Here is a 20,684-nt window from a genome sequence, read left to right on the forward strand (position 1 = left end):
TGTCGAGGTGCCTATACTGATCGATCATCTCGAGCGCCGCCTGGGGCAGCTGACCGGTGGCTGGAAGGGTACTGCGCGCAACGGACTTCCAACGGTCAACGTGGCGTACCTTACCGGTGGCATCTTCGCGGCTACCACCGGCTACGCCACCGTGGGGCTCAGTCGTGTGCCGCTGCACCGTCCAGGTCACGACGCGCACCTCTTCCTGGAGTTCATCGCCGCCGAGCATGGCCCTGCGGATGTGACACACAGTATGTTCCCTCGGGCGTTGGAATTTGTCGTGTCGAGGTGCCTTGATGCCCGTGAAGCGGTCCTTCGAGGCAATGTCATACCTCTACCCAAAGACATCGTCGGTGATTCCGGTTTCGCCTCGCTTTATGCGGCGCTGCCCGTTTACTACGACCCCGATTTTAAGTCGGTCATCCTTGAGAATGGTGATGCGGTTGCTATCGTGTGGCTAATCCCCGTCACTTCTGGTGAAGCGCAATTCGTTGCGGATCATGGATGGGAGCGGTTTGAGCAGATATTGCTCCAGCGTGATCCTGATCTGATGGATATGAATAGGGAGTCGATCGTCTGAGGACGATTCGGTGACCACAGCGTCAATAACCAGTATTTATCTTCGCACAGTGGGTCACCGATCCGGCTGCTGTAACCGTGTTCCGCCCGAGCGGCACTCGGGAACAGGAGTAGTCGCGGAGTGACCGAAGAGACCGTTGTCCGCCTAGCCGACGGGTGCATCGACCGTGTTTCGTCAGAGGGTGAGCTGAAGTGGCCGCTTCGGATGGAGCTGCACCATGCGCTCGAGCAGGTTACGGGCGGCGGCAGTTGGCGTTCGTACCTGCGGCTATCAGCATCGTGTGCGGTGAAGGCATGGCCAGTCTGGCAGGAACGCTTCGTCGAACCGCTTCCCTTTTGCGGTCCCACACCAGGCGCCACGCCCGAACAGCCTCAACTGGGCTTGGTCTACAACTCGGTCCAGCTCAACCGTCTTGCGACGTTCCTCGACAATCGGATGCGTACCGGTCCCGAGACGTTTCCTGCGGTCGCCGCGGGTTTGGCGTGCTGGGCTACCAACCGGGACGTGCTATGGGGCGGGCTAGTGCTGCCCGCAGGCGCCGATGAGGCGGAGGTCGACTCTGAGGATTGGGAACCTTCCTACTTCGCCTCCATCGCCTTAGCTGGCGGAGCCATCTGGGAGACGCCCAGTAACTCTGCTCTTCGTCGCGATTTCTGGTTGTGGTACCTCCGTGTAGCGGTGCCCGCCAGCTACGGTGCCTGAAGACAGATCCCCACCTGTCGGCGCTCGAGCAACTGGCGAGCGATCGGCTGCTGACGAGGCGCGTGCGCGGGCCAGGTATGAAGGGCGGGCACCAGAGCTACCTGGACCCGATGTCAGGGCGGGTTCTTGACCGGTTGCCGTAACGAGCTCGGTAACGGCTCGGGACTGGCACCCGAGGAGCGGCCGGCATGAGGCGGCAGAGGGCGTCAAAAAGGGATGCCCATTTGCTCGTATCTGCGGATGTATCAATCGGTTCTGGCATCCCGTGACAGAATCGTTGTAAACTGGGGGTCAAGGGGTCGTCGGTTCGAATCCGGCCGTCCCGACGCAGGTAAGGGGCCATCTCGGAAGATCGAGACGGCCCCTTTGTCGTACCTGGGTGACCAACTGAGTGACGACGAGCGCGAGCAAGGCACGGACGTCTGTGGACTCCTACGTACTGCTCGACTGCTCCCGTCTGCTGTTGGCGCAGATCACCAACGGCTAATGGTTCCTTCGGGACGAAGCGGTAGAAGGTGAAGTGGGGATCGCTGTCGTGGCAGCATGCGGCGGTGACCTTCGATGATGACCGGTACCTGGATGCCTTCGTCGACTACAGCAGGGGGCATCATTTCGTTCGGTTAGACGTCGAAGTGCCAGCGGAGACTCTGACCGAAGGGTTGGCCGGTCCCGATGACGACGTGCCGCACGGCTCGCTGTGGTTGTCGGCGGACCGGGCCGAGTCGCTGGCTAGGTCGTTGCTCAGTTGCGCGGCAGAGGTGAGGGAGCAGAGCCGCAGGCGCGAGGCGTGAGTGACTAACGGGTGACGATCGGGTTAGACGCCGACGGACGAGCATGGACACCGTGGGACCCATCCGACAGCTCAGCGCAGTTGAAACAGCAAGTCACCGATCCGTGTTGGTTGCCTGGGGGTCTCACAAACACCGGTTGAGGGTGTCAGCGCACCACGGCGCGGCGCGGAGCCGACACCACTTTAGTGAGCACACGCCGCAGCACCAGCCCATGGTGTTGAGCCAAGCCCAGCAGGGCGGGCGCGAGGGCGGTGGTCGCCGTGGCTAAGCACCGCGCAGACAGTGTCGGCAACCCCGACGAGCAGAGCACGACGACTGCCCCCACGATCGGACGTCGTCGGGCTGCTCCCGGCCCCCAAGGCCTGTCGGTGTGGGCGACCGCCCAGTCCACCGGCCCGGTCCAGCGCCGCGGCCGGTACGTCCGCGAGTCCGTGCGGCGCCCGGCGCGGATGCTCCCGGCGATCGCCGCGCACGCCGTCACCGCCTACACGCAACCAGCGGACTTGGTGCTCGACCCGATGTGCGCTATCGGCACCACTGTGGTCGAGGCGATCCACATCGACGTGCCGGCGAAGCGTACCGACACCCTCCGACAGCATCGGGCCGGCCGGGGAAAATATCGATACTCGTCTAATTGGTCGTTCCTCGCTCCATCTGACGGTGACGGGTCCCGCCGGGCGTATCAACCGCGCCGCGCCGCGCTCCTGAACAACGTCATCGCGTCGGCCCGGTAGGAGACAACGCGGGTCGGCGGTCCCTCGACGATGGGAGAAGCCTGTCATGGGCAACGTAGGAAGATACGTCCGCCGCTCGGCGCTGGCCGTGCTTACCGGCACGGCGCTGGCCGCGCTGCTGGCGGTCACCACGGCCGCCGCCGCGCCGGTCGACGCGCGGCAGGACAAGGCCGCGGCGGCCCGCACCGACGTCTACATCCGGGACGTCACCGCCGACGTCGGCGTCCAACCCCACTCGCTCAACCCGCTGTGGGCCAGCCCCGACATCAAGGTCTGCCCGACCGCCGTCGAGTGTGCCGTCAGCCAGAACCCGATCGTCGGCGTCACCAACTACATCTTCATCAAGCTGCGTAACCCCGGCCCGTACGGTTCCGGCACCGGCAGCGGCGTGCTGCGGATTTACCGGACGACGCCGGGTGGCGGTGCCGTCTGGCCGACGCACTGGACCCAGATCGGCGCGATGAACGTGACCGTCTTCGCCGGCACCACGACCGTGACGATCCCGTGGACCGGGGTGCCCGGACCGGGCCACTTCTGCCTGCTGGCCAGGTGGGTGTCGTCCACCGATCCGATGACCTTCGAGGGTCCGGACATCAGCACCAACACCCGCAACAACAACAACATCGCCTGGCGCAACGTCGACTCGGTGCGGCTCGTCGCGGGCGGGACGCCGGTCGTGCGGCCGTTCGCCATCGGCAACTCGCTCCGGGTGGCGACCAAGAACGACCTGGTCTTCACGCAGCCGGGGGAGCCGATTCAGGCCGTGGGCGGCCGGGTCGTCGTCGACCTCGGGCCGACCCTGTTCGAGCGGTGGCAGGCCGGCGGCAAGGTCGGCACCGGCATACGCGAGGTCGGCAGGAACCAGCTGGAGGTCGTCGAACCGGCGAAGGCCCGCCTCGGCAACCTGCTGCTGGAACCGGGTGAGCGGGTCGAGTTCTCCCTCACCTTCGCGGCCGCGGTCGCCTCGGACAAGGAGTTCGCGCTCGATGTGACCCAGTTCGGTCCGGACACGAGCGGTGCGGAGCGGACCGACCTCGGTGGTGTGGAGTACCTGATGAGCGTCGGGAAGCAGTAGCCCCGGCCACCAGCGGGGGTCGTGGGCCTGGGCAGCCCGCGACCCCCGTCGCCGCGCGCTCGCCAGGACGCTCTGGGCGTCCCGGGTGCGCGCCGCCGTCCCAGGTGGACGGTGGGTCAGCGCAGCGAAACCCAGGTGGTGGCCACCGAGTAGCCGTCGGTGTGGGCGCGCAGCCGGACCGGGCCGGGCGGGGGAGCGCCCAGCGAGAAGAAGCCCACCGCGTCGACCGGTGCCTCCGCGTACGTGCCCGAGGCGGTCTGCGCGGACACCCGCCCCCCTCGGGGCGGGGCGAGTTGACCGACGATGCCGGCGTCGGTCACCTCGATCTCCAGCGTCACCACCGCACTGCGGAACGACAGCGTCCGCGTCGACTCGGCCGACCGGGTCAGCGCGGGCGCCGCGTCGCACGCCGAGTCGAACGTCAGCTCGGCGAGCGCCACCTCCGCGTCGACGTTTCGCCAGGCGAACGCCGCCCGCGCGGCGGTCAGGAACTCCTCCGGGACCGACCCGACCTCCCGCAGCGCCGCACCCAGCTCGGCGGTCAGGGCCGCGTCATCGGCCGGCGGCAACGGCTCCATCGCGTTCACCTCCGTTCGTCCGGGTTGCGGCCGTTCCGAGAAACGGGGCGAGCGCCGGGCAGTCCCGTAGCCGACGCAGGCATCTGGCCTGGGTCGGCCCGATGCTGCCGACCGGCACGCTCAGCCGTTCGGCGATCTCCCGGTAGCTGGCCGGCGGGTCGGCGGTCAACAGGGCCAGGAGCTTCTGGCAGCGCGGTGGCAGCTGCGCGAAGCCCTCCCGCAGTGCCTGCCGCCGCTCCGCGCGCAGCAGCTCCTCGTCGGGGGCCGCCACGTCCGCCGTGCGGGAGAAGCCATGGTACGCGTCCAGCGCGTCATCGTACGGGTCGAAGAGCTGGGTGCGACGGCCGAGGCGGGACATCCGGTAGCACTCGCGCCGGGCCGTGGTCGCCAGCCAGGAGGCGAGCGCCTGCGGGTCGCGTATCCGGCTCAGCTGCTCGACGAGACGCAGCCAGACGGTCTGGTTGACGTCGGCGGCGTCGGCGCGGCTCAGGTCGTACGACCGGATCACCGAGTAGACGAGCGGGGTGTACCGGTGGACCAGCTCCACCCACGCCGACTCGTCCCCGCCCGCCGCGGCGGTCACCAGGTCGGTTGCGCTCGGGTCGGTCACGGCGACGCCGTCCGCCGGCTGGTGCGGCACTGCTCCGTCGCTCGCGGCCGCTCGTTCCCGCCGCGGCAACGCTGCACCCGGCACCGGCCGGGGCCACCGCACGGTGCTGCTGATCGGCTCGCGGCCCGGTCGCTCATTCGACGAGCACGCCGTAGTCGGGGTGCCAGCGCGGCGCCGCGAGCAGCGCCAGCCGGGCCGCGTCGGCGCTCAGGCCGCCGGCGGTCATCAGGGCGGCGAGCCGACCGGAGACGTGCGCCGTGGCGAACGAGGTACCGGCCCAGGTGGCGAAGCCATGGAACACCCGGGTCGGGCGGCCCGGCAGCGGCATCTGCCCCTCGACGTACGTGCTGTGGCGCTCGCCGACCGCGCAGACGTCGACCCACGGCCCGTACCCGCTGTAGGTGGCCGGCACCACGCCACCGGAGCCCTGGCTGACCGCCGCCACCGCAACGACCTGGCCCAGCGCGGCGGGCCAGATCGGCCGGCTGGTGCCGGCGTTGCCCGCCGCTGCGACCACGGCGTTCGTCGCGGGTAGCGCGGCCACGGCGTTGGCCAGGGGCAGCGACGGCCTGTCGTCCTGGGTGAATCCGCCCAGCGACAGGTTGACCACGGACACCGCCGGCGCGAGCCGGGCCATCGCGGCCACCACCGACGCCTCGTCGCCAATGCCGGTGGCGGTCAACGCCTGCTCCGGGTCGACCCGGACTCCCGGCGCGGCCTGCCGAACCACGCCGGCGATGAAGGTGCCGTGCCCGCCCTGCGGGGCGAGTACGTCGGTGTGCACGTAGAGCGGGTCCTCGTCGTCGACCTCCGGCAGGTACGCCCCGCCGAGCCACTGTGGGTGGTAGCCGCCGGCCTGCCGCCAAATGCCGGTGTCGCAGATCCCGACGGTCACCCTGGCGCCCTCACCCAGCCGGGCCGGGTCCGGCGGCGGCAGCGCGGCGACCGTCGTGGGCGGGCTGCCCGGGTTGCCCATGATGTTGCCGCAGCCCAGCAGCACGTGGTGCGGCTGCACATTCGGCACCGGCCGCCCCGGCCACTGTTGGGGGTCGCGCAGCTTGGTCACGAGCGCGGGAACGTCGGTCTCCCGGTCGAAGAGCAGCCGGGTGACCCCGGCGAAGCCGTCGCCCACGGCCACCACGTGTCCGCGGGCACGCAGCCAGGCGGTGACCCGCTGGGCGTCGGCGTCGGCGGCGAGCAGCTGCCGTGGCCGGTAGAGGAACTCCCGGCCCGGTGTGGTGTGCCGGCGGACGTTCTTGTCGGCAGCCAGCGCCTCGTCGAAGGCGCGCTGGTAGGCGTCGTCGTCCCCGCTGCCGGCGCGGGCCGGGGCCGCACGGGACCCGACGGCGAACGACGCTGCGGCGGCCAGCGCGGACGCGGCCAGCAGTCGCCGTCGGGACAGTTGGCCGGCCGGGCGCGGCGCGGCGGGATGGTCAGGCGACACGGGTCCTCCATGCGGTCGGCAGAAGCGCCCGCCACTGGCCGGTGTGGCCACGTTTCCCGGGTGTCGTCGATTCTTCCAAAGCATAGGTGCGTGTCAATGGCGTTAATGGTGGGTGCAGATTCCCGACAGGCCCGCAGAGACATTGACGGCTGGGCATCAGTTCGGGGACTCTGTGGGGCATGCCCGACAGCACCGGTTCCGGTGCCGGCACGGCTCAGGCGGCGCTTGACGCCGTCCAGCGCTACCCGCGCGAGGCGATCGCGATCGCCCAGCGGGTGCTGGCCGCCGCGCCCACGGCCGGGGCCGACGAGCGCTCCACCGCTGAGCGGGCCGTCGGTCTGGCCCTGCGAGAGCTCAACGACCTGTCCGGCGCCCTGCGCCACCTGCGCCGCGCGGTCCGGGCCGCCGGCACGCCCCGGAACCGGGCGTTGGCCCGGATGAGCCTGGGCTACGTGTTGGCCAACGCCGGCCACACCGCTGCGGCGCTGCGCGCGGTGACCGCCGCGCTGCCGCAGCTCGTCGGTGCCGACGCGGGGCGGGCCCGGATGCAGCGGGGCGTAGTGCTGCACTACCGAGGTCGCTACGACGAGGCGGTACGCGACTACGGCCTGGCCGTCGACATCGCCCTGCGCGAGGGTGATCTGTTGCTGGAGGCGCGGGCGCGCAACAACCGGGGGCTGCTCAACGCCCACCGGGGCGCCGCCGGCGGCACCGACGACGACCTGTCCCGCGCGGCAGCCGCCTTCCAACGGCTGGGCCTGGACCTCGCGGCGGCCGACGCCCGTTGGAACTGCGGCATCGCGGCCGGCCAGCGCGGCGACATCGCCGGCGCGCTGCGCTGCTTCGCCACGGTCGACGAGGAGTACCGGCGGCTCGCCGTACCCCGGCCGGCGCTGCTGCTGGACCGCGTTGAGCTGCTGCTGTCGGTGCCGCTGGTCGACGAGGCGGTGGTGGTCGCGACGGCGGCCGTCCGGGAACTGCGGCGCCGGGGCATGGCCTCCGACCTCGCCGAGGCGCTGCTGGCCCGGGCCCGCGCGGCGCTGCTCGCCGCGGACCTGGATACCGCGACCGAGGCTGCCGCCGCGGCCCGGGCCCGGTTCCGTCGCCAGGGCCGGCGCACCTGGGCCGTCTTCGCCCGGCACGTCGAGCTGCGCGCCGAGTACCGCCGGGGCACCCGCTCGGCACCCCTGTTCACCGCCATGGTGCGTACCGCCGATCAGCTCGACGCCACCGGGTGGCCGGGTCCGGCGCTGACCACCCGGATCGAGGCCGGCCTGGTGGCCGCCGCGCTGGGACGGCCAGGCCGGGCCCGGAACCTGCTGGCGGTGGCCGCCCGGGCCCGCCGTCGCGGCACCGCCGACCGGCGAGCACAGGGCTGGTACGCCCTGGCCCTGTCGCGCCGGCTCGACGGGGACGAACCCGGGGCCGCCCGGGCGCTGCGCCGCGGGCTGGTCGTGCTCGACCGGCACCGCATGTCGCTCGGCGCCACGGAGCTGCGTGCCCACAGTGGAGCGTACGGTCAGGAATTGGCGGCCGAGGGCCTCGACATCGCGGTCCGGGCGGGCGCGCCGGGGCGGGTCCTGGCGTGGGCGGAGCGGTGGCGGGCCAATGCGCTGCGGGCCCGGCCGGCCCGGCCTCCGGCCGACCCCGACCTGGTGGCGGCGCTCGCTGAGCTCCGACTGGTCAGCGGCCTGCTCGAAGACGAGGTGCTGGCCGGTCGCCCGGCAACCGCCCTGCGCGGCCGGCAGGCCCGGCTGGAGCAGCGCATCCGGGACCTGGCCCGGCGGGTGCCCGGTGGGGGCCCCGTGCTGGCCCCGCCCGGGGTGGGCGCGCTGGCCGCGCGGCTCGGCTCCCGGGTGCTGGTCGAGCTGGTGGCCCATGGCGACCGGATCCGGGCGGTGCTGGTCCGCGACGGCCGGGCCAGCCTGCACGACCTGGGCCCGCTCGCTGCCGCGGCGGACCTGGCCCGCCGGCACCGGTTCGCCCTGCGCCGGCTGGTCACCACCGGCGACGCGGCCGCCGCGCGGGCGGGGGCCGGCGACGCGGCGGCGGCCCTGGACCGGCTGCTGTTCGCCCCGCTGCGGCGGTGGCTGGCCGACCGGGCCCTGGTGATCGTCCCGGTCGGGGCGCTGCACGCGGTGCCCTGGTCGGCGCTGCCCACCTGCGCGGGGCGTCCGGTGACCGTCGCCCCCTCGGCCACCGCCTGGCTCGGGGCGGATCGGCGGGAGCTGCCGGCCGGGCCGCCGGTCCTGGCCGCCGGCCCGCGCCTGCCGGCCGGGCACACCGAGGTATGCCGGCTCGCCCAGGTCCTGCCCGGGGCGCGGCGGCTCACCGGGCCCGACGCCACCGCCGCGGCGTTGACCGCCGCGCTGGACGGGGCGGGGCTGGTGCACATCGCCGCCCACGGCACGTTCCGCGCGGACAACCCACAGTTCTCCACCCTGGAACTGGCCGACGGGCCGCTGTTCGCTTACGAGTGGGAGGCGGTCGCCCGGCCGCCCGGCTGCGTGGTGCTCTCCGCCTGTGACTCCGGCCTGACCGGGCTACGCCCCGGCGACGAGGTCATGGGGTTCACCGCGGTGCTCCTGGCGCTCGGCACCCGGTGCCTGATCGCGACCGTGTTGCCCGTGCCGGCCGAGCCCACCACGGCACTGATGCTGGACCTGCACGCGCGGATGCGGGCGGGTGCCGGCCCGGCGCGAGCCCTCGCCGACGCGCAGTGGGCGTTCGGTGCGGCGGGCGACGGTCCGGCCCGGGCCACCGCGGCGGCGTTCGTCTGCTTCGGGGCTGGCTGACCGGAGCGGGAGCGGTCGCTCAGCCGGCCATGACCAGCCGCAGCGCGGCGGTGCGCGGTGCGGGCAGACGCAGCGGGCCGGCGCCGGGCACGATGGCGCCGAGCACCCGGACCCCGACCTGTACTGTGCCGGAACTCGTTCAACGCAACACTTAATGGCAGACCGCGCGCCAGGCGGGAGAGCGCAGGGTGCGCCGTTCACCGCGATACTCGCCGTCGACGGCCGGGACATTGGGGCGTCGCCGAGGCTGACCTGGTCCCCCTCGGAGGAGGGATCGCAACTGGCGACCGTTCCGGGCGCCCGGCGGGAGAGACGATGACAACACCACCAACGCCCCCGAAATCTGGCCGGCAACGTCGCTTGTGGCGGGCTCTGGCCGTGCTCATCACCGTCGTGGTGGTGGTTTGCGCCGGTGCCGTTGGCTGGGTACGACAGTTCGGCGTTCCGATGATGGATACCGACAGTAGTGCGGAAACGTTCGTAGTGGAGAACCATCTGGCGAGCAAGCTGACGGTTGAGGAGACGGGTGGCGTCCCCATCACCCATAGCGTGTCTGCCACGAGCTCGGCATTGATTCCGCTGCGAAGCAGTTGCGCGCGTTCGATGCGGCTGGTGGCCCGAGATCCAGCCGGTCGAGAGATCGCCAGTCTGGATGACCCGCTGTGTGAGCCGCGTACCTGGGTGATCGAGGCCGACGGTTCGACGCAACTGCTGCCTGAACGCCGCTGGCCCTACCCTGGATAGTGCGCGCTCAACCCGGCCGCGCTGGCCGCGAGTTCCGTCTGGAGCGATTGATGATGTGCCGTGGGCTCGCAGGGCTTCACGGGTTGTCGCCGACGAAACCTGGCTGTAGATCTCCGTCGTGATCAAGGCGGCCCGCTTCGCAGGCCGCCCGCGCCGCCGACCAGGGGCCGACCGACCGGTCGCCGATCGGGGACCCCGCGCCTCTTAGCGCAATCGCACGAGGCGCACCCCGAACGGTTGCAGCCCCGCTGGCGACGCGACATACGAAGAAGCCCCGGGCCGCCATGGTGAGTGGCAGATCCGGGGCTCCGATGTTGAAGGCGACGACCAGGGCGAGCCTCCGGCGGGGTCCTCAGGCACTCCAGGATGGTTGGCGCCATCCCGACACCGTCCGTCCGGGCAGGCCCCACCCACTCCACCAAGGTGCGGCCGAAGGCCGACGGGCTGGCTAGCAGGCGGAACTTGCCTCGGTGTGCCAACATCGGGGTCCGTCGGAGCAGTGTTGCAGGACTTAACCGCCGGGGTTTGGGGCTAATGACGTCGTCTTGGTGGGCGGTGCCGGCGTTATCCGGTGCTATGGCTCTTGCCGGTGTCCTCGTCGGCCAGGTTGTGGTCACGGCCAACGAACGGTGGAAGGCGAAACGCGAGGATCTGCATCGCTGGCACGCCGAACGCCTCAAGCTCTACTTAGAGTTCACAGACGCATTCGAGACGTTCCGGAATGAGCTTTCCGACTTCCTGAAGTACGGGCCTAAACAGGTGGATCTAGGTTTCGAGCATGGCAGGCCCATGTATGACATGACCAACAGGACAAGGCTGATCTCGACCACGCTCGTGCATGATGCCGCCGTGGGCGCATGGGCGGCCGCATTTTGTTGTCTTGGTGATGTCCTCAAAGAGTTTAGTGCACATGTCGAGTCACTTGACGCGGAGGACCGCGAAGCCTTTGTTGCATCACTGGAGGACGAACCCGAAGAGGCGCTGGCTTTTTTGAGAGAGGTCGTTTCTGCTCACAGCGATGCCTTGAGCAAGGCCAGTGTGATCTTCAACGACGCGGTGCGGGCTGAGCTCGGTGTGCCCGGGCGCACGGCACCGCGCGAGTGGAAACAGCGCAAGAGGCCTGCACTGAAACGCATCCTCCCTAGGAGTGCGAGAGGTGTTTGAGCGCGCGCCGGGGCGTAGCCCCTACGGCGCCAGCGTCCAGCAGGAGGGTCCGGCTGACCCAAGCGGCATATTCGTCCGAACTCATCACGATCGGCACGGCCGCGATCACGAGTTTCTGCCAAGGGTGATGGTCTTGGAGGAAGGCTCGTAGATCCTCGAAGCGCTGGGCGTGCGTCTTCAGGAGGAGCTGCCACTCTTCGCCGGTGAAGGGACTGTCCAGGGCTGCCCGCTGCCAACGTCAGCGGCGCGACTTCCGAGCCGGGGCCGACCCTCATGCCAGGACGTAATCGTTCGCGGACGCCACAGATGGGTCCGGCCGAGGGTCTTGTCAGGCTCCGGCATCTGGCGCGGTTCCGGTAGGAACTCACGGTGCCGACTTGGACGCCGAGGTACTCAGCGACCTCCGACGTCGTCCACCACTCCGCGTCTGGATCAGGGTTCGTCACGTAAGCCATTCTGCCTGCGTTGAACGAGCGCACCTCACCATCCCTCAGCCTCAGGACGTCGATGGCATGCCAGACGATCGCCGGAGGATGCACATCGCCAGCACCCGTGCACGGGTTGGCACGGGCTATCCAGCCGAGAAGATTTGGCTACGATGCCGTCGTGGATGACGATTCGATTGGCACCGTAGCGAACAAGCGCCGAAAAGAGCTTGCCAAGTTCGGCCGTGATGTTTTGGTCAATGTCCTAGGCGGCATTATTGCAGCGCCTGCGATTTACCTTGCTGGCGCGGCTGTGGGTCTCTTTCGCCGAACGCCAGCCGCCCTAACTCTATCGGCATCGATACTCGCGGCGGTGCTCACGGCGACGTCCTTTGTGGCAATGTTCTTTGCTTCCCGGACGTCGGGTTTTGCCAGGAAGGTTCCTAGAGTCTTCTTTGCTGCGGGCATGTCCGCGCTCGCTCCAGGCATCCTATTCTTGACGCTCGGCTTGGATAGAATTCATCGCACGCCTGTTGGTGCAACAATCTTTATAATCCCCGGCGTTTCCTTTGTGGTGATTGCGGCCGGGCTGCTGCATTCTGGTTTAAGAAATCGCCAAAACCCCGTTGAGTAGAGTGAATGCCGCAGATCACCTGGCGGACGCGTGCCGCACATCAGCCGACGGAGGACGCGCTGCTGCGTTTTGCCTGGTCTCCCACGATGGTTGACGAAGCGGCGTCGCAGGACCCTTCACGCAGGGCCTTGATCGAATAGGTCTGGTGCCTGCTGTCGACGGTAAGGCTGGTCAGCGCCGGGAGGCAGAAAGGCTAGGTTTTGCGTGTGCCTGAGGAACCTGACGGAGACCTACTGATGCACGAGGAGTCGGTGTTGGCCGGTTTGGTCGAGCTGTCCGGCGTCGAGATTCTGTGGTGCGACGACTTCTACGACGGAGCGATCGACGGGCTGGCCCGGTGGGATGGGCGGGAGTTCTGGTTCGCGGGGGTCTATCCACTCGACCGTCGTCCCCGGCGGTATGTCCTGCACGAGATCAGCGCAATGGACGTCGAGGCGGCGTCGGCGCTGCACCGCTTGCTGGGCGAAAACGCTGACGCCGCCCGGCACGGACGTCTCGACTCGACGCAGGAGCGAGCGTGGAGCCAGGCGTGGGCGAGCCGGCCGGATTACCGCCGCGCCTCGGCCGTGGGGTGGTTCTCCGCCTAACCTCAGGCTCATGTCTCAGCCAGTCGGGTGATGTGGTGGTGCGCCTTGGTGCGGTTCAGGTTGGTGGTGCTGCGGCGGGGGACGGCCGCGACCGGAGTGTTGGCGTCGTAGACGGTGATGGTGTGCCCGTCGAGGGCGACGGATACCAACTTGCGGGCGTGGACCTTGCCGACCTAGATGCGTTGCCCCGCGACCTGGATGCTGCCGTTGCTGGACACGACCCGTTCCACCTCAGGGATGGCCGCTGGCGGCGGGACTGCGGACGCTGGGCGGGCGTCGCGGATGCGGCCGAGCGCGGTGGGCGGTAGTGGACAGCGCAAGGTGCGGCGCAGCTGCCCGGCCTCGTCGATGACGTGCAGGAGTATGCCGTCGAGGCGGATCCGGACCCGTTGACCGGCGAGTGGCATGCCGACGCTGATCTGCCGGCCGGCGATGCTGATGCCGCCGCAGGCGTTGACGATCCGGTCGACCTCGACGGCGGTGGTCCGTGGTTCGGGCTGCGGCAACGGAGGCGGTCCGGCCGGTGCACCGCCCTCGGCCAGGAGCCGGGCGAGATCGCGTTGGGACAGCCTTGATGGGCTGGACTTGATGCGGGCGCCGTCGGCGGTCAGGACGTGCAGCCGGTCGGTGTCGACCCAGATTGTGACCGGGGTGCCGGCGAGGGTGGGACCGAGCCACACCTGCTGCTGGGCCACGGTCAGGTTGCCCGACGGTGGCACAACCCGGACCAGCTGCACCGGCCGGGAGTCACAGGCCGGCGAGGAACAGTGCGCCGGCGGCGAGTAGCCCGATTTCTACCAATAGGACGAACAGCCGATCGCTGATGCGGCCGACGACCTTCTTGCCGACCCAGGCGCCGGCGAGGGTGGCGGGGATGAGGGCGGCACCGTAGAGCAGCACGGTGCGGGTGAGCAGGTCGCTGGCGCCATAGGCGGCGATTTTGGAGAGGTGCATGGTGAGTGCGCTGGCGGCTTCGGTGCCGATGTAAGTGGCGCGGGTGAGGCCGTAGGCGAGAAAGAACGGGGCGGTCAGCGGGCCGACTGAGCCGAGGAGGGCGGATCCCAGGCCGGAGGCCGCGCCCACGGCGGCGAATGTCCGGTCGCGGGGTTTGCGGGGGTGTGGGGTGAGGCCCCGCCAGATGACCACGCCGATGAGGAACACGCCGAGCAGGCGCTTGAGGGGGCCGAGGGGGGCGTGGGCCAGCAGCAGCCCGCCGGCGATGGACAAGGGGACGGTGCCGACGGCGAACCAGCCGATCAAGGGCCAGCGCAGGTGGTGGCGGTTGAGCCAGACCCGGGAGGCGTTGCTGGACAGTTGGGTGAGGGTCAGCATCGGCACGGCCACGCGCAGCCCGAACAGGGCGGTGAACACCGGTAACAGCAGCACCCCACCGCCGAAACCGGCCACCGCGGACAGCACGGCCAGGATGAACGCGGCGGCGGACGCGGTGGTCAGGACCAACAGCTCGTGCACCAGCTGAGCCTGCCATCCTCATCGTCGTCGGCTATGGCTCCTGCATCTGGGCGTGGAGTCTGGCCATCGCGAGGGATCGGCCCGGTGCCCGCCTGTACCGCGCCAAAACCCGCACTGGCCCGGGCGGCCCGGTCGCCGGCCGGCGGGAATAGGCGTTGCCGGGGTCGGCGGGGCGCGTCACGGTGCCGAGGCCGGCGCACGCTTCGCCCGCTGGATCTGCGCGTAGACGTGGGTCCGCAGCTCGGTGAAGCGGGGCAGCGCCCGGGTGGTGAGCTGATCGCGCTCTGGCGGGAGGTCGATCACGAGGTCTTCCTGCACCCGGGTCGGCGAGTGGGACAGGACGAGCACGCGCTGGCCCAGATACACGGACTCGTCGATGTCGTGCGTCACGAAGACAGTGGAGATGCGGCGGTTCAGGTGCAGGTCGCGTACGAGGTCCTCCAGGTCCGCGCGGGTCTGTGCGTCCACCGCCGCGAACGGCTCATCCATGATCAGCACTTCGGGCCGGTACGCGATGGCGCGCGCGATGGCCACCCGTTGCTGCATCCCGCCGGAGAGCTGCCACGGATGGCTGCGTGCCGACTGCGGCAGTCCGACCGCGTCAAGGGCGTCGGCGACCCTCCGGTCGCGTTCGGCGCGGGAGAGCTTCTGGTGTCGAAGGGGAAGCTCCACATTGCCCCGGACCGTGAGCCAGGGATAGAGGCTGCGGCCGTACTCCTGGAACACCACTGCCATCGCCGGGCTCGGGCCCGTCACCGGAGATCCCTCCATCGTGACGAGGCCGCTGGTGGGCCGGAGCAGTCCGGCGAGGCATTTCAGGAGGGTGGTCTTTCCGCAGCCCGACGGGCCGACGACGCACAGCAGTTCGCCGGGCATCATGGTGAAACTGAGATCCCCGATCGCCTCGACCTCGCCCCGGCCGGAGGCGTAGACCTTGCGCAGGTGCTCGACCCGCAGCAGCGGACTCGCGTCAGGCACGGGTGACCTCCCTCATTCCGTGGTACCAGCGCAGGACGCGGCGTTCGACGACGCCGAAGGCCACGGCGAGGAGGACGCCGATGAGGCCGAGCAGGAGGATGCCGCTCCACATCTCGGCGATGAGGTAGTTCCGCTGGAAGTAGGCGATCCGGTAGCCGAGGCCGGCCGAGGACGCGAACATCTCCGAGATGACCATGAGGATCAGGGCCACCGAGAGCGCCTGCCGTACGCCGGTCATGATGCGCGGACTCGCCGCCGGGAGGATCAGCAGCCACACCCGTTCCCACCGGGAGATCCGGTACGAGTCGGCGGTCTCCAGCAGCACGCTGTCGGTCGCCCGGACGCCCTCGATCGTGTTCAGCAGGATCGGCCAGATCGCGCCGGAGGAGATGACGACGACCTTCATGGTGTCGGTGATACCGAGCAGTAGCATCGCGACCGGAATCAGCACCGGTGGCGGAATCGCGCGGAAGAACTCCAGCAGCGGTTCGAGGATCTCGCGTAGCGGGCGGAACCGGCCGATGAGGACACCCCCGGCGACGCCGAGCACGATCGACGCGAGCAGGCCGGCCAGCAGCCGGTACACGCTGGGCAGCACGTCGTCGACGAACGCCGGGCCGATCCAGGTCTGCCGGAACGCGTCGAGGAGCGGGCGGGGGCCGACGAGGAACCGGTTGGCCGACCGGGTGGACCAGACGGCCCAGAGCCCCACGGCCAGGACGGGAAGCCCGACCGCGTACAGGACGTCCTCGGCGACCCGGACGCCGAGGCCGCGCCGGGCGGCCCTGCCCGCCCCGAGGGCGGTCATCGGGTTGCCTCGTCCGCGAGCACCGACTGGTGCCAGGCCAACGAGCGGCGTTCGGCGAAGCGGAACACGACGTTCACCACCACGCCGAGAAGCCCGGTGACCACGACGAGGCCGTAGAGGCCGACGGCGTCCCCGGCGGAGCGCGACAGCTCGATCATGCGTCCGAGGCCGGGGTTACCGATCACCATCTCCGCGGTGACGGCCAGGATGAGCGCGACCGTCGCGGCGAGGCGCAGGCCGGTCATCAGGTACGGCAGAGCGGTCGGAAGGACGAGATACCGCAGCCGCTCGTAGCGGGTGAGGCCGAAGCTCCGCGCGGTGTCCCGGGCGACCGTGTCGACGTCGGCGACGCCGTAGATCACCTGCACGAACACCTGCCAGAACGCCGCGTAGACGATGATGACGAGTGCGGCGCGCATCTGCAGGCCGAACATCAGCACGGCGAGGGGGATCAGCGCGACCGACGGCACCGGCCGCAGGAACTCGACTGTCGTGTGCGTGGCGCGACGCAGGAACGGCACCATCCCGACCACGGTCCCCAGCGCGACGGCGGCGAGCGTCGCCACCGTCAGGCCGATTGCCCAGGACGTCATGGTGAGCCGGAGCCGCCGCCAGAACGCCAGGTCTCGGACCTCCTGGAACAGCCACCCGAACACGTCCGTCGCGTACGGCAGGTCGTGCGGGTCGGCCAGTCCCAGTGTCGGGATCAGTTGCCAGACGACGAGGAACCCCAGCAGACCCACGGCGCCCAGCAGGATCTTGCGCATCGGTCGGCTACTGCTGCTGAATGAGGCGGTCGAAGTCGGGTCGCCGGTCGAGGACGCGGTACTTCTGGGCCAGCGTCGCCAGCTGCTCCAGGCCGGCCCGGTCGAGCTCCCACCCGAATGCCGGGAGCCGTACCGAGTCCGCCACCGGCTCCGGCAGTTCGAGGTTGTCCTTGATGGCCTGGCGGAGGTCCTTCTCGTTCGCCGGATCCTTGGCCCAGGTGAGCGTCTTTTTCATCGCCGCCGAGAAGTCCGCGATCAGCTCGGCGTCGGAGTCCTTCAGTTTGTTCGACGTGATCGTGGTCAGGGTGGTGAGCCCGGGAACGGTGGCCTGGTACGGAGCGACCACGAGGACGTCACCGCGCTTGCGCATCTGGGTGATGAACGGTTCGGTCACCCAGGCGGCGTCGATGGTGCCGGCGGCGAGCTGGGCCGGTGCGTCCGGGAAAGCCACCTCGACGAACTTGACCTTGGTGGGATCGCCGCCGTCCTTCTCGACCGCTGCCATGATCGTGACATCGCCGGCGGCGCCCAGGCTGTTCACCGACACCTTGCGTCCGGCGAGCTGGGCCGGCCGGGTGATACCGGACTTCGCGGACGCCACCACGGCGTTGATGTCGTCGCCGTCGGCGTAGGACGACGCGTAGTTCCCGATGATCACCACGCCGAGGTTCTGCAGATCGGCGCGGAACGGGCCGAACGGCTGGCCGATGGCGAAGTCGATGTCGCCGTTGATCAGGGCCGGGATGGCCTGGGCGCCGCCCTGTGCCGGCACCACCTCCACGTCGAGGCCCTGCTCCCGGAAGATGCCCGCCTTGATGCCGCCCCACAGCGCGGCGGTCTCGCTGATCGGCAGCGCCGCCACGCGGACCTTCCGCAGGTCGCCGCTCGCCCCGGGGGACGGATCGGTGGCATCGGAATCCGTGCAGCCGGTCAGGGCGATCACGACGCCGGCGAGAACAGCGAGGGCGGTGACCTTCTTCATGGACGGGCCCTTCCGTGCGCAGCGCTTGTGCAGCCTGACAAGTGGGGTCGACGGAGTGCCGGAAGCATCCGACCGCGTCGATCAGCGTCATGCAGCAGCGATTGATTGTCAAGAATTCTTAAAGGCCGAATCGCAGAGCGGTGCGAGTGGTCCGATGGCGATGTGAACACGTCTTGACGGCCGACGATTTTGTCACCAAACTGTGCGGTTGGTGGCGTGGGGCGGAGAGGGCGACGACGTGGCAATCGTGATCGTGGGAGCTGGCATCGGAGGCCTCGCCACCGCGCTCAGCCTGCACCGGGCCGGCTTCCGTGAGATCACCGTCTACGAGCGCGCCGCCGCGCTGCGCCCACTCGGCGTCGGAATCAATCTGCTCCCGCACGCCGTCCGCGAGCTGGCCGAATTGGGTCTCGGGGAACGCATGGAAAGGCTGGGCGCCGCACCCGGCACGCTTGCCTACTACAACCGCTACGGTCAGCAGATCTGGAGCGAGCCACGCGGACTGGACGCCGGATATCGCTGGCCGCAGCTTTCCGTGCACCGCGGCCGGTTCCAGATGGAACTGCTCGCCGTGGTACGGGAACGGCTGGGCGCCGACGCGGTGCGCACCGGGCACCGGCTCGTCGGCGTCCGCGACGGCGTCGCGCACTTCGAGACGGCGGCGGGGGAGGTGGGCGTCGCTGGTGACCTGATCGTCGGAGCGGACGGCATCCACTCCGCGCTGCGCCGCCACCATCGGCCCGGCGAGGGGGCGCCACTGTGGAACGGGCTGACCCTGTGGCGGGGGACGGCACGGGCACCCGGATTCCTGGACGGGCGAACCATGATCATGGCCGGGGACGCGGAGCAGAAGTTCGTGGCGTACCCGATCGGCGCCGGCCTTATCAACGTCGTCGCCGAGCGGCGCGGGCCCGGTTTCGCCGGGCCCAACGCGGACTGGAACCGGACGGTCGACCCCGCGCCGGTCGTCTCGCTCTTCGCGGACTGGCGTTTCGCGTGGCTCAACGTGCCGGAACTGCTGGCGGCCGCCGACGAGATCCTCGAATACCCCATGGTGGACCGCGATCCGATCGACACGTGGACCCACGGCAACACCACGCTGCTCGGCGACGCGGCCCACCCCATGTATCCGAACGGTTCCAACGGGGCGTCGCAGGCGATCCTGGACGCACGTACCCTCGCCTTGCACCTCGCCACCGCGCCGACGGTCCGGGCGGCGCTCGACGCCTACGAGGCGGACCGGCGGCCCGCGACCACCGCGCTGGTGCTGAGCAACCGGCGGCAGGGCCCGGAACAGGTGATGGTGCTCGCCCACGAGCGCGCGCCGGACGGGTTCACGCACATCCACGACGTCATCGGACCGGAGGAGCTCACCGCCATCGCCACCGGCTACAAGAAGGCGGCCGGTTTCCTCCCCGCCGACCTCAACGAACGAGCCTCCCTGACGCCGACGGCCGTCCCGGGCGTCCTGTCGTGACCGGCCCGGAGCCGACCGAACTGGACGCGGCGCGACTGGCGTCGGTGATCTCGCCGCTGCGCCGCACGCTGCTGGCCGCAGCCCGGGCCGCCGAGCACCTGCCGGAGATCCCGGACGCGCAGATCGAGATCGTGCGGGCCCTGCCCCGAGGCACCGTGGCCGGCCCCGGTGAACTGGCGGAGCGACTGCGCCTGAGCCGATCCACGGTCAGCAACCTGCTCACCGCGATGGAGGGCAACGGTCTCGTCGAGCGTCGCCCCCGTCCCGGCAACCACCGCCACGTCGACGTCCTCGCCACCGCGAAGGCCCGCGACCTGTTCGACCGCTTCGACCTCGCGAGCGGAGACCTGGTCGCCCGCGCCGCGGCGACCCTGCCGGCGGCGGACCGCGCGGCCCTCGCCGCCGCGGTGCCCGCGCTGGAACGCCTCCGCGACGCCCTCGCGCACGTCAAGGACACTCCATGAGTACGCGCCGAGCCGCCGGTCGGGACGCCGTGACCGCCCCGCCGGTTCCCGGGCTGGAGTCCGCGTTCGAGGTGGAGGTGCGCCTCGGCGCGCTGGAGGACCACGGGATGACCCGTGCCGGTCACCGTCGCGTGGTGCCTGTTGTCGGCGGCCGGGTCACCGGCCTCTTCGAGGCCGACATCCTGCCCGGCGGCGCCGACTGGCAGGTCGTTCGCCCCGACGGCGCGATCGAGATCGACACGCGCTACTCGGCGCGTACCGCCGACGGCGGTCACGTCTACCTGCGGACGTTCGGCGTCCGCAGCGGCCGCGCGGAGGTCCTCGAGGCGTTGCTGCGCGGCGACGCCGTCGAGGTGTCCGAGTACTACTTCCGCCTGGGCGTACGACTGGAGACGTCCGTGCCCGCGCTGGCCGTCCTGGAGCAGTCCGTCTTCGTGGCATCGGCGATCCGCGAGGCCGACCGGGTGCGCTACACCGCCTACCGCGTCACGTAGCTGTTCCCGCCCAGGGCTGCGACGCCGCCCTTCTGTCAGGCGACTCACGCGCTGTCAGGCGACTCACGCGCCGTTTACCGGCACAGCCGCATAGATGTGATCTTGGCTGACGCGATCCAACGATGCTGACGCAACGGTCCGGCCGTACGGGACAGTCCGGGACGCGCCTCTGACCTGGCCGGACACAAGCGGTCTGTTCGGGACGGTCAGAAGGTCTTGCGGTCGCGGTTGACCGGATCGACGCTGTCGAACATTCGGCCGGACGAATGCGCGGGAGTGAAGCATCATGAGGAATCGGTTGACATGGGCGGCTGCGGCCGTGGCGAGCCTATTGGTACTGACAGGAGCGTCGAGTGGGGCTGTCCACGCCGCGCCCCG

At 70.0% G+C, this 20,684-nt stretch carries 23 protein-coding genes and 1 pseudogene; 13 read left to right on the forward strand and 11 right to left on the reverse strand.

All coding sequences use genetic code 11. The annotated features are described in order from the left end of the window. Positions 1 to 7: 7 nt before the first annotated feature. From AB0B55_RS16075 to AB0B55_RS16095, 5 genes and pseudogenes are all read left to right on the forward strand, one after another. Complete coding sequence (locus AB0B55_RS16075) at positions 8 to 580, forward strand: suppressor of fused domain protein (RefSeq protein WP_357172048.1); 573 nt, start codon at positions 8 to 10, stop codon at positions 578 to 580. Between the two features lie 120 nt (positions 581 to 700). Continuing rightward, a complete protein-coding gene (locus tag AB0B55_RS16080) occupies positions 701 to 1,282 on the forward strand; it encodes an Imm5 family immunity protein (RefSeq protein WP_357172049.1) in 582 nt (193 codons plus the stop codon). A 551-nt stretch (positions 1,283 to 1,833) separates the two neighbouring features. Beyond that, complete coding sequence (locus tag AB0B55_RS16085) at positions 1,834 to 2,073, forward strand: hypothetical protein (protein WP_357120891.1); 240 nt, start codon at positions 1,834 to 1,836, stop codon at positions 2,071 to 2,073. Between the two features lie 326 nt (positions 2,074 to 2,399). Then, positions 2,400 to 2,630, forward strand: a pseudogene (locus AB0B55_RS16090) (site-specific DNA-methyltransferase); the annotation flags it as partial. 223 nt (positions 2,631 to 2,853) lie between these two features. Beyond that, positions 2,854 to 3,882, forward strand: a complete 1,029-nt coding sequence (locus tag AB0B55_RS16095; RefSeq protein WP_357120894.1) for a hypothetical protein — start codon at positions 2,854 to 2,856, stop codon at positions 3,880 to 3,882. A 116-nt stretch (positions 3,883 to 3,998) separates the two neighbouring features. On the opposite strand, the gene AB0B55_RS16100 is transcribed toward AB0B55_RS16095, so the two are convergent. The 3 genes from AB0B55_RS16100 to AB0B55_RS16110 all read right to left on the reverse strand — a co-directional run bounded on the left by AB0B55_RS16100 (position 3,999) and on the right by AB0B55_RS16110 (position 6,514). Further along, on the reverse strand, positions 3,999 to 4,460 hold the full coding sequence (locus AB0B55_RS16100; protein ID WP_357120897.1) for a hypothetical protein: 462 nt from the start codon (positions 4,458 to 4,460) through the stop codon (positions 3,999 to 4,001). Further along, entirely contained in the window at positions 4,435 to 5,070 is a 636-nt protein-coding gene (locus AB0B55_RS16105) for a sigma-70 family RNA polymerase sigma factor (protein ID WP_357172050.1), read from the reverse strand. The genes AB0B55_RS16100 and AB0B55_RS16105 overlap by 26 nt, the downstream gene beginning before the upstream one ends. 133 nt (positions 5,071 to 5,203) lie before the next feature. Further along, complete coding sequence (locus AB0B55_RS16110; protein WP_357120903.1) at positions 5,204 to 6,514, reverse strand: S8/S53 family peptidase; 1,311 nt, start codon at positions 6,512 to 6,514, stop codon at positions 5,204 to 5,206. Between the two features lie 179 nt (positions 6,515 to 6,693). Between AB0B55_RS16110 and AB0B55_RS16115 the strand changes: the two genes are divergently transcribed. The 3 genes from AB0B55_RS16115 to AB0B55_RS16125 all read left to right on the forward strand — a co-directional run bounded on the left by AB0B55_RS16115 (position 6,694) and on the right by AB0B55_RS16125 (position 11,217). After that, a complete protein-coding gene (locus AB0B55_RS16115; protein ID WP_357120906.1) occupies positions 6,694 to 9,309 on the forward strand; it encodes a CHAT domain-containing protein in 2,616 nt (871 codons plus the stop codon). 378 nt (positions 9,310 to 9,687) lie between these two features. Further along, complete coding sequence (locus tag AB0B55_RS16120) at positions 9,688 to 10,053, forward strand: hypothetical protein (protein WP_357120909.1); 366 nt, start codon at positions 9,688 to 9,690, stop codon at positions 10,051 to 10,053. A gap of 534 nt (positions 10,054 to 10,587) precedes the next feature. Beyond that, a complete protein-coding gene (locus tag AB0B55_RS16125) occupies positions 10,588 to 11,217 on the forward strand; it encodes a hypothetical protein (protein WP_357120912.1) in 630 nt (209 codons plus the stop codon). Here AB0B55_RS16125 and cutA read toward each other — a convergent pair. Continuing rightward, a complete protein-coding gene (gene cutA, locus AB0B55_RS16130) occupies positions 11,195 to 11,437 on the reverse strand; it encodes a divalent cation tolerance protein CutA (protein WP_357122148.1) in 243 nt (80 codons plus the stop codon). The two genes, AB0B55_RS16125 and cutA, sit on opposite strands and share 23 nt — an antisense overlap. Before the next feature lie 386 nt (positions 11,438 to 11,823). Here cutA and AB0B55_RS16135 point away from each other — a divergent pair, with 386 nt between their 5' ends. Together AB0B55_RS16135 and AB0B55_RS16140 are read left to right on the forward strand one after the other, a co-directional pair. Further along, positions 11,824 to 12,276 (forward strand): hypothetical protein, encoded by a 453-nt coding sequence (locus AB0B55_RS16135; protein WP_357120915.1) that lies wholly within the window; start codon positions 11,824 to 11,826, stop codon positions 12,274 to 12,276. Positions 12,277 to 12,482: 206 nt separating this feature from the next. Continuing rightward, on the forward strand, positions 12,483 to 12,863 hold the full coding sequence (locus AB0B55_RS16140; protein WP_357120918.1) for a hypothetical protein: 381 nt from the start codon (positions 12,483 to 12,485) through the stop codon (positions 12,861 to 12,863). Positions 12,864 to 12,871: 8 nt separating this feature from the next. On the opposite strand, the gene AB0B55_RS16145 is transcribed toward AB0B55_RS16140, so the two are convergent. The 7 genes from AB0B55_RS16145 to AB0B55_RS16175 form a co-directional block, all read right to left on the reverse strand. Further along, on the reverse strand, positions 12,872 to 13,012 hold the full coding sequence (locus AB0B55_RS16145) for a hypothetical protein (RefSeq protein WP_357120921.1): 141 nt from the start codon (positions 13,010 to 13,012) through the stop codon (positions 12,872 to 12,874). Between the two features lie 24 nt (positions 13,013 to 13,036). Further along, a complete protein-coding gene (locus AB0B55_RS16150) occupies positions 13,037 to 13,600 on the reverse strand; it encodes a hypothetical protein (protein WP_357120924.1) in 564 nt (187 codons plus the stop codon). Positions 13,601 to 13,610: 10 nt separating this feature from the next. Continuing rightward, positions 13,611 to 14,336, reverse strand: coding sequence for a sulfite exporter TauE/SafE family protein (locus tag AB0B55_RS16155; protein ID WP_357120927.1), 726 nt, complete (start codon positions 14,334 to 14,336; stop codon positions 13,611 to 13,613). A gap of 177 nt (positions 14,337 to 14,513) precedes the next feature. Then, entirely contained in the window at positions 14,514 to 15,314 is an 801-nt protein-coding gene (locus tag AB0B55_RS16160) for an ABC transporter ATP-binding protein (RefSeq protein WP_357120930.1), read from the reverse strand. Beyond that, a complete protein-coding gene (locus AB0B55_RS16165; RefSeq protein ID WP_357120933.1) occupies positions 15,307 to 16,122 on the reverse strand; it encodes an ABC transporter permease in 816 nt (271 codons plus the stop codon). The genes AB0B55_RS16160 and AB0B55_RS16165 overlap by 8 nt, the downstream gene beginning before the upstream one ends. Further along, positions 16,119 to 16,889, reverse strand: a complete 771-nt coding sequence (locus AB0B55_RS16170; protein ID WP_357120936.1) for an ABC transporter permease — start codon at positions 16,887 to 16,889, stop codon at positions 16,119 to 16,121. The genes AB0B55_RS16165 and AB0B55_RS16170 overlap by 4 nt, the downstream gene beginning before the upstream one ends. A gap of 7 nt (positions 16,890 to 16,896) precedes the next feature. Next, positions 16,897 to 17,871, reverse strand: a complete 975-nt coding sequence (locus tag AB0B55_RS16175) for an ABC transporter substrate-binding protein (RefSeq protein WP_357172051.1) — start codon at positions 17,869 to 17,871, stop codon at positions 16,897 to 16,899. Between the two features lie 238 nt (positions 17,872 to 18,109). Here AB0B55_RS16175 and AB0B55_RS16180 point away from each other — a divergent pair, with 238 nt between their 5' ends. From AB0B55_RS16180 to AB0B55_RS16190, 3 genes are read left to right on the forward strand one after another with little or no spacing between them, the layout of a single operon-like run. Further along, positions 18,110 to 19,348 (forward strand): flavin-dependent oxidoreductase, encoded by a 1,239-nt coding sequence (locus tag AB0B55_RS16180; protein WP_357172052.1) that lies wholly within the window; start codon positions 18,110 to 18,112, stop codon positions 19,346 to 19,348. Further along, positions 19,345 to 19,812 (forward strand): MarR family transcriptional regulator, encoded by a 468-nt coding sequence (locus tag AB0B55_RS16185; RefSeq protein ID WP_357120946.1) that lies wholly within the window; start codon positions 19,345 to 19,347, stop codon positions 19,810 to 19,812. Before AB0B55_RS16180 ends, AB0B55_RS16185 begins: the two co-directional genes overlap by 4 nt. After that, complete coding sequence (locus AB0B55_RS16190) at positions 19,809 to 20,306, forward strand: DUF3237 domain-containing protein (RefSeq protein ID WP_357172053.1); 498 nt, start codon at positions 19,809 to 19,811, stop codon at positions 20,304 to 20,306. The genes AB0B55_RS16185 and AB0B55_RS16190 overlap by 4 nt, the downstream gene beginning before the upstream one ends. The last annotated feature ends 378 nt before the right edge of the window (positions 20,307 to 20,684 follow it).

The organism is Micromonospora sp. NPDC049107, from assembly GCF_040648595.1.
GTDB lineage: Bacteria > Actinomycetota > Actinomycetes > Mycobacteriales > Micromonosporaceae > Micromonospora.